The organism is Halarsenatibacter silvermanii (assembly GCF_900103135.1).
GTDB lineage: Bacteria > Bacillota > Halanaerobiia > Halanaerobiales > Halarsenatibacteraceae > Halarsenatibacter > Halarsenatibacter silvermanii.
Map to the genome: position 1 here is coordinate 45,275 of NZ_FNGO01000017.1, position 8,388 is coordinate 53,662.

General features: G+C 47.0%; 6 protein-coding genes. All 6 read left to right on the plus strand.

Annotated elements, in window-relative coordinates:
- Positions 1-10: 10 nt before the first annotated feature.
- The 6 genes from BLT15_RS09445 (at position 11) to BLT15_RS09470 (ending at position 8,252) form a co-directional block, all read left to right on the plus strand.
- Positions 11-2,629: a PD-(D/E)XK nuclease family protein gene (locus BLT15_RS09445; protein WP_143423057.1), complete on the plus strand. Its 2,619-nt coding sequence runs from the start codon at positions 11-13 to the stop codon at positions 2,627-2,629.
- Positions 2,630-2,631: 2 nt separating this feature from the next.
- Positions 2,632-5,817 carry a UvrD-helicase domain-containing protein gene (locus BLT15_RS09450; protein WP_159429892.1) on the plus strand — a complete coding sequence of 1,062 codons (3,186 nt, stop codon included), beginning with the start codon at positions 2,632-2,634 and terminating at the stop codon, positions 5,815-5,817.
- A 32-nt stretch (positions 5,818-5,849) separates the two neighbouring features.
- Positions 5,850-6,485: a M26 family metallopeptidase gene (locus BLT15_RS09455; RefSeq protein ID WP_089761033.1), complete on the plus strand. Its 636-nt coding sequence runs from the start codon at positions 5,850-5,852 to the stop codon at positions 6,483-6,485.
- 65 nt (positions 6,486-6,550) lie between these two features.
- The gene (locus tag BLT15_RS09460; RefSeq protein WP_159429893.1) at positions 6,551-7,285 is read left to right on the plus strand and encodes an AzlC family ABC transporter permease; all 735 of its coding nucleotides are present in this window, start codon (positions 6,551-6,553) and stop codon (positions 7,283-7,285) included.
- Positions 7,272-7,583: an AzlD domain-containing protein gene (locus BLT15_RS09465; RefSeq protein ID WP_089761037.1), complete on the plus strand. Its 312-nt coding sequence runs from the start codon at positions 7,272-7,274 to the stop codon at positions 7,581-7,583. Before BLT15_RS09460 ends, BLT15_RS09465 begins: the two co-directional genes overlap by 14 nt.
- A gap of 39 nt (positions 7,584-7,622) precedes the next feature.
- Positions 7,623-8,252 (plus strand): cyclodeaminase/cyclohydrolase family protein, encoded by a 630-nt coding sequence (locus tag BLT15_RS09470; RefSeq protein WP_089761039.1) that lies wholly within the window; start codon positions 7,623-7,625, stop codon positions 8,250-8,252.
- Positions 8,253-8,388 lie beyond the last annotated feature (136 nt).

Consider the following 8,388-nt stretch of genomic DNA (forward strand, 5'->3'; position numbering starts at 1 on the left):
GGGGTAAATTGTGGAATTCAAATATCTGGATTTTGATGAGGATATTTTTACAGCTGCGGCATCAGGTGAACCCAACCTGTATGTGACTGCCGATGATTGTTCTTCCAACCTCAATCCTGTCAGGAAAAAGCACAGAAAGCTGAAAGAACCTTTGAGCCGTGCGGGTGAATTCATGAATTTAAAAAGATTAAAAGATGTCGTTTTTGCCCGGGATGAGATAGTGCTCAGAGAGGAAAAACTTTCTGTGGTTTTATTTGAGCTTCTGACTGAAAAAGAAAAGTCTCGACTGGGCATCGAAAATTATAACGATATTATCGAGTTCTCAGCCCGGTTTCACAGGTTCTATCACGAATTGAATGAATATCAGGTCGAAGCAGTCGATATTACGGGACTTGATGCCTGGCAGGAGCAGAGACTAAATCTTTTTGAGAACCTGTTGGGCCGCTATGAGGAAAAATTGCAGGAAGAAAGTTATACCAGCCCCATAATTTTTCGGGATTTCGCCAACTTTTCAACAGCTGTCCTCGATGAATTTAAGCGGTTGGTTTTTTTAAACGTCATCTTTTTTACCCCTTTCGAGAAAAAAATGCTCAAAAAACTCGATAAAGAAATCCCTGTAAAAATTATACTTCAGCTTCCTGAAGAGGATTTTGAAGAAGATAAACTGCATTTTCAGGGGCTTAGCCTGCCTGAGACCTGGCCCGGCCGGCTGAATATCTATAAACTCGCTGAGGATAATTACCAGCTGATCAATTCTTTGAATCTGTCTAAACCGCAAATAAGCGAGATACTGTCGCCGGCGCTTGAGGATACGGATTATGACGGGATTCTATCTCCGGAGATTGTGGAGATGGAAAGAACAGATGAGTTTAATTCCTGTCGAATATATCGCTTTCTGGAGGCTCTTTATGAGCTGCTGGCCGCTTCTCCGCTGGCTGAAAAGCGGCTGTCCCTGCCGGAACTCTTTTCGGCTCTGAGCAGAGATCATTTCAGGCGTTATTTTGCTGTATCTTACGCTGCCCTGGAAAAAGTCAGAGAGTTTATTCGAGAGGATTTTGTTAATTTGAGCAAAGAGATGGCCCGCAGTGAGCTGGAGGAAGTTCTGTCGGTATTTGAGGAGCTGGAGGAATTGAAGGAACTTGAAAATATGCCGATGCTGGTGGATTACCTGGATGAACTGGATATGGGGATACTTTCCAGCCCCTATTTCAGCAATGATGTAGAGCAATTTTATGATGCTCTGCTGGAGCTGACTGCTCTGGAAGATATGCAGCTGGTGAGCTCCTGGACGGATTATTATACCGACCCGGCCCTGGGACTGCTGGACAGATTTCTGCAATATATAGAATTCAAATCGATAAAACCGGCTCTGCCCGAGGGAAAAAAAGAGATGAATATCGGGGAGTTGCTGGGGGCAGTCCAGAAGCACAGAGAGCATGTGGTCGTTATCAATGCCAGCCAGAACTGGCTTCCCTCCCCGCGGGGCAGAGATTTCCTGCTGACCGAAAATCAGCGCCGGCAGTCAGGTCTTCCCTGGGGTGAAAAGAGCCGGGCCAAACAGCGTTATCGCTTTTTCAGACATCTTCTGACGGCAGATGAGGCCGACGTCCTGGCGCTGGAGAATGAAGAGGAAAACCTCACTCCTGGAGCATTTTTGGAAGAGCTTAAGCTGGAATATGACCTGGAATATGCCGACCCGGCTGTCACCTCTGCCGATATTCCTCAAATTTATGAAAATATTCTATCCGGAAAGAAACAGGAGAAGGGAGGGTTTCTGCCGGAGATAGAAAACCAGCCGCAGAACGAGAAGGAACCGTCTTTGATGGCCCAGGATTTTCCCGGCCGGGGTCGTGATTACAATCTCAGTTTTTACAAATATAAGACGCTCAAGAACTGCTTTTTTCAATTTTTCTGCCAGCATATACTCAAAATTCCCGAGGAATTTGCCGGGGTCGACGTCGAGATCTCCCCCAAAACTTACGGCAGCATGGTTCATATTATGGCCGAGGAAATAATGCGGGAATGGAAAAGCGGCGGCGAGCTGGATGTCTCGGAGGATAAAATAAGGATGGTGGTCGAGGATATTATGGACGATTTTTCCCTGAAAATGGATCACCGTTTCCAGCCCTACTACGATAAAGTGGTCAGGGACGATTTGATAGAATCGCTGCAGGAATTTTTCAATTCCCCCGAGTCGCCCCTGGCCGAAAAAGAGGAGTTCGACCAGGTCGAGATTGAGCGTTCCGTTTCTGATAAGGGCCGACCTTTTCTGGAGACTGAGCCTGTGAATTTTTATCTCTCCGGGCGGGTTGATCTCCTCCTGCGGAAGGATGATCGGGGATTTTTGATAGATTTCAAGACCGGCGGCTGTGAACTCGAGCAGCTCGATTTTTATGAGCTGCTTTTGAAAGGGGCTGCAGTACCGGGAGAAAATTTTATGCTGGAAAAATATTTCTATCAGATAGTTGACAGGAGATTCATCAAAGCTCAGCCGAAGAGCAGGGATGAGTTTCCTCAAAAACTTCAGCAGTTACTGCAGAAATTTGTATCGGGAGGCGAATACACCAAAAATCAGACCTCCCAGTGTTATGACTGCAGATACCGGAATATATGCAGGGCGGTGAGCTGATCATGAAAAAGGTTCTCAAGGCCGGAGCAGGCACCGGCAAAACTTTCCGGCTTTCACTGGAATATATAGGAGGATTGCTCTCCGGACAGGATTTCAACGAGATAGTCGTTCTAACCTTTACCAGAAAAGCGACGGCTGAAGCCAGGACAAGAATAATTTCTCACCTCAATGAGCTGATCGAGGAAGGAAAAAATTCGGTGGTCTGGCAGGAATTAAATGACATTTTTGCTGACAGGGTGACTTTTGACAGGCAGCGTCTGGCTGAATGCAGACGCCAGATGCTTTTGAATAAAGATGCTGTGCAGATATATACCATTGATAGTTTTACCAACCAGCTTTTTAAAGAGATGGTGGCTCCTTATCTGGGCATATATGATTACGAAATAATAGAATCTCAGGAGAACAGAGCCATAATAGAAGAAACTTTCAGAAGGCTGCTGCAGAACAGCGAGGATTTCAATCTGCTTCAGCGCGTTCTGAGCATGAGGGTGGGAAGATCATTTTCTAAACCCTTCAACTTTATCCGCAGTATAATAGAGGAGAGATGGAAATATCTTCTGGCTGACCATGAAAGGCGCGGGAAATATGAGAATACCGATTATCTGACATCTCTGAAAAAAGTTGTGGATCTGCTGGCTGATATAGCTGACCGCAAGGATAAGACCATGGATGAAAGCTGGTTTATCAAAGATTTCAGAGATTTTGGTCGGGACTTTCAAAAGCTGAGAGAGCAGCCGGCAGGAGATGAGCGGCTAAAAAAATATATATACAAGTTCCGCGAGCTGATATTGAAAAAAGATAGGACGCTCTGGAACGGTCAAAAAACCAGGGGAAAAGATTTCGTCTGCGCCCGGGAGGAGCTGCAGTTATTTTATGAGGAATTCAGAGTGAAATTGGCCCGGGAGGTTTTCAACAGGGAGATACGCACTCTGGAGAGCGGCCTTTTTGAGCTGGCCGATAAAGTATTTGCGGTTTACGATCGGCTCAAGAAAAGAAAACAGAAATTTACCTACAGTGATATCAGCAATTCCGTTTATAGATATTTGATAAGAGGTCAGCTGCCCGAAACAGAGACCAATCTCAAAGATCTGCTGGAAAAAGTTACGGGCAGCGAGGTGAGTTCGCTTTTTATAGATGAATTTCAGGATACCAGCGTTCTGCAGTGGAGAATTATCGAACCCTTTGTCGACGACAGGAGAAATTTCATCGCGGTAGGAGATGCAAAACAGTCCATATACCAGTGGCGCGGGGGCGAAAAAGAACTATTCGTTCGGCTGCCTGAATTTATCTCCAGCTCTGTGGAGGATTTACCAGTCTGCTATAGAAGCGATAGAGAGATAGTCGATTTCCTCAATGAGTTCTTTACCGATCTCCATCAGAACTGGGATTACAGCCGGGTTTCTCACCATGATGATGCTGATCGCGGCATGGTAGAAGTTCTTCTGGGGGGGAGCGGAGCTGAGATTGACGAGGAGAGCAAAAAGTTTTCTTCTTACAGCGAGGAAAAGCAGGAGAATATAAAAGCTCAAAACCGGGAGCTCACAAAAGATATGCCCCGGGATATCGCCGGCAGACTGGCCGATTTTGAGAATTATGCCGGGACAGCCGTCCTGGCCAGGACCAATAAACAGCTTTATGAGATAGCTGAACATCTGGAAGAACTCGGTGTTCCTCATGTGCTGCACCAAAAGCGGGAGCTGGCGGAACACCAGGCTATATGGCCGATCTTTCAGCTGCTGAAATTTTTATGGCAGGAGGATTATCATAATCTGCTCAATTTTCTGCGCAGCGACCTGATCGGTATAACCCATGAGGACTTAAAGGTTCTGATGAATAATTTTGAATCGATCAGGGGATTTTTCGCGGGAAGAGAGGACCTAAAAGACCATGAGATAGATGAGAACATACTTGAGCTGCTTGAATGGACAGCCGAACTCAAATCTGCAGATTATCAGGAGCTTGTCTACAGGATTATTTCAGAGAGCGGAGTTTTTAAACTTTACAGCGGGGAAAGATCAGCCCTGAAAAATCTTTTCCGGCTTTACAGCCTGATGATGAAGGTTGAATCGCTTTCGGAATTCATGGAGATTTATGAGGAAAAAAAAGGTTCGGGTGAATTTCAGGAAGCCATAGTTCAGCATGAGGAGGCGGTCGATCTTTTGACAATTCACAGATCGAAGGGGCTTTCCTTCCACACCGAATTTTTCTACTGGAAGCCGAATTCCGGACAGGGCGGAAAGAGGGAGGAAGAGCTGGAATTTTACCTGAAATTTCAGCCTGATTATCAAAAAATTGACAGCTATCTTCTCACAACCAGCCGCTACAGCGATGTGATCGAGCTTCTCGATTACGATTTTGAAGAGGAGCGAAATCAAAAGGAACTGGTCGAGGAGATAAATAATGTTTATGTAGCAATGAGCAGGGCCGGCAAAAATCTATTTATCTGGATCGACGTTCCAGCTCAGATTATGCCGGGAGAAATTTCAGCCTGGGAGAACAGCAGCGATAGATACAGGTTTTATGAGGATGCCTTAAGTGATGCCTGTTCCGTCAGAAGTCTCTCGGAGCTTATAAAGGGTAAGAGAATGGGAGAATTTGTCCCGCCGCAGGGTGCTGATAAAGAGGACAGCCCTGTTCAGGAGCAGAATTTGGATGATCTGGCTGAGTTTTTTCGTGCCGGGGGGCTGAGCGGGAAGAAGATCCCGGCCGGAAGTTTTGCAGCCAAAAAGCAGGATATCGATCTGGATTTAAGCCGCGAAAAAGAGAGGTTGATGGGCCTTGCAGTCCATTATTATCTTGAGAACATTAAATACGGTTCTGCTGAGGAAAAGAGGCGGGGCCGCCGGCTGGTGGCCGCTCGTTATGGGAATATACTGGGGGATGAACTGATCGAGGAGGTATTCAGCCGGGCTGAGTCTTTCATAAAAGATTATCCTCAATATCTCTCTGAAAGATGGGAGGTTTTTACCGAGTACGAGCCGGTAAGCGGGGAGGACGATCTGACCGGGACGAAAAAGGGCGCCAGAATTGACAGAGTTCTGCTCGATCGCGACGAGAAAGAAATAATTATTCTGGATTTTAAAACAGGACTCGAGAGAAGCGAAGAACAGCTGCAGAAATATCGGAACCTGATCGCAGAAGAAGCCGGTGAGGATTATTCCATAAAGGCTGAATTTGTGCAAATTTAAGCGGGTTTTTAAAATCGGGAAAGGTGAAATAAATGCTGGATTTCATTCTTTTTTTGATGCTCATGATGCTTGTTCTGCTGGTATTTATACTGATTTCCTTTGGTAACATCCGGGGGAAATTAAAACAGGACAGCGATTTTGCCGGCGGAAGAGGGACACCCACCAGACCCTATCTTATAAAGGATGTCGGCCAGCTGGACAGAGTCAGGGATCACCTGGAAAGTCACTTTCGGCTGATCTCCAGCATAGATTTGAAACGTTACTGCAGGCTGAGGGAATTCAGCGGAGGCTGGCAGCCTCTGGGCAGCGAAGAAGAAAAATTTGCCGGTACTCTTGACGGGCAGAATTATACCATAAAGAATATTTATATCGAGAGGCCGGAGGGCAGGCTGCTGGGACTTTTCGGCTGCACGGATGAATCGGCCCTCATTAAAGACCTCAACCTCGAGGGCTGCCGGGTCGAAGGCAGTTCGCAGGTCGGCGGGCTTGCAGGAAAAAACTGCGGAATTATAACCGGATGCTGCTGTCAGGGCGATGTGCTGGCTGAAGAAGAATCAGGAGGGCTGGTGGGGCTTAACAGCGGGAAAATTACCGACTGTGAATTTTTGCCCGTCAGTTCGAACGAGTCCGTGCAGGAAATGATCGGTCTGGAGATAGAAAACTGCTGATGAACAAAATACATTATATAGAATGAAAGTCATAGAATGAAAGGAATTTGTCGGGGGGTTTAGCCGTGGAGGAGATCAAAAGACAGTGCACCTATTATGAACTGCTGCTATCGGGCTTGAAAGCTTCTCTGCCAGTAGGGATAGGTTATCTGCCCATCGCTTTGACCTTTGGAGTGATAGCAAGCTCACAGGGACTGCCGCTCGTCGTAATTGTCGCTATGTCGGCCTTTGTTTATGCCGGGGCCAGTCAATTTGTTGCCCTGAATGTCATAGCCGCAGGGGCCGGTCCGGCCGGGCTAATTTTAACCACCTTCTTTGTAAACCTGCGCCATCTTTTGATGACCGCTACTACCTCGGAGAAGTTCAGAGGCGAGAGCAAAGGATGGCTGGCTTTTGTCTCCTATGGAATAACAGATGAGGTCTTTTCTTTGATTGCTACCGACAGCCGCAGAAGGCTATCTCGCCCATATGCCCTGGGAGTTATCTCTCTGCCTTATCTGGCCTGGGTAGGGGGTTCGGCTGCAGGAGCGGTGATGGGAGGAGTCATCCCGGCCGTTCTGGAAGCCAGCATGGAAATAGCTTTATATGCCATGTTTATCGGGCTTTTAGTTCCGGAGGTAAAAAATTCGCGATCAAAATTGAACGTGGCTTTTATAGCTCTGGGTCTGAGTTCTATTTTCCACTGGCTGCCTCTTCTGGACCTCTCCGAAGGCTGGACCATAACCCTGACCACTCTGATAGCCGCTTTATTCGGCGCTTTTTTCCTGGGAGAGGAGGGAACAACTTATGAGTCAGACTGAGCTTTTGGTGGCGGTGGCCGGCATGGCCCTGGTCACCTATATACCGCGCATGCTGCCCATGGTGACACTCACCGATCTTGACCTGTCTCCTTTCTGGCGCCGATTTCTTCATTATATCCCTGCCGCGGCATTGAGCGCTCTTTTATTCCCGGGAATACTTGAGGCAACCGGATCTCCGCCGGTGGCAGCAGCCGGAGGAATTTCCGCTCTGATCCTGGCCTTGAAAAATTTTGGGCTGCTCGCGGTAGTCCTGATATCTATATTGACTGTCTTCTCGCTGCAGATGTTATTTCTTTAAAATTATCTCAAAAATGCAATTTTGCGGAGGCGTGTTTTTATGGCAATATGGAATGAAGAGACTCTGAGCGAGTTCAATGAACTTCTGGGATCTGATCGCCCTACCCCGGGTGGAGGAGCTGCCGGGGCACTGGTGGCCAGCGTCAGCTCGGCCCTTTTGATGATGGTCACCGCCCTTACTGATGACGAAAGCGGAGAAATCGACGAGATCGAGGAAGAACTGGCTCTTTTTCGCGAAGAGGCTTATGGATTGATGGAGGAGGATTGTCTTGGGTTTAGAGAGGTGATCAAAGCCTACCGACTGCCTGATGACAGCTCAAAAGCTGCTGAGAATAAAAAAGAGAGGATAGAACAGGCTTTAAAAGAGGCCAGCCTGCCCCCTGAAAAGCTGATGGAGCTTTCCCTGAATATTCTCAAGTCTGCTCTGGATGTGGCCAGAAAAGGCAATAAAAATGCCTGGACCGAGGTCGGGATCGCCGGGCTTTTCGCTTTTGCTGCCGCCCGATCTTCATACTACAATATACTCATCAACGTCTGTTCCATAGATGATGAAAAGTTCAACCGGGAAAAGGTTAAATTAGCCGAAGATATGATGGAAAAAGCCAGAAAACTGAGAGATGAACTCGATGAATATCTGCACCAGGAATTAATTGACTGTCAGCACCTTTAATCTTATCGGAACCGGACAGCCCTATAATTCGTCCTATTATTTCACCAGAAAATACAGACAATTAAAGCAGTTAGGAAAAAGGCGAGAGCTATTGACAGGAGGGCGGGGAATTGTTATGATATTAAGCGTGCTGAGA

Excerpts from the sequence above, each read along its gene's own strand:
- BLT15_RS09450 (WP_159429892.1), top strand. The coding sequence starts at position 2,632 with ATGAAAAAGGTTCTCAAGGCCGGAGCAGGCACCGGCAAAACTTTCCGG.
- BLT15_RS09455 (WP_089761033.1), top strand. The coding sequence starts at position 5,850 with ATGCTGGATTTCATTCTTTTTTTGATGCTCATGATGCTTGTTCTGCTG.
- BLT15_RS09465 (WP_089761037.1), top strand. The coding sequence starts at position 7,272 with ATGAGTCAGACTGAGCTTTTGGTGGCGGTGGCCGGCATGGCCCTGGTC.
- BLT15_RS09470 (WP_089761039.1), top strand. The coding sequence starts at position 7,623 with ATGGCAATATGGAATGAAGAGACTCTGAGCGAGTTCAATGAACTTCTG.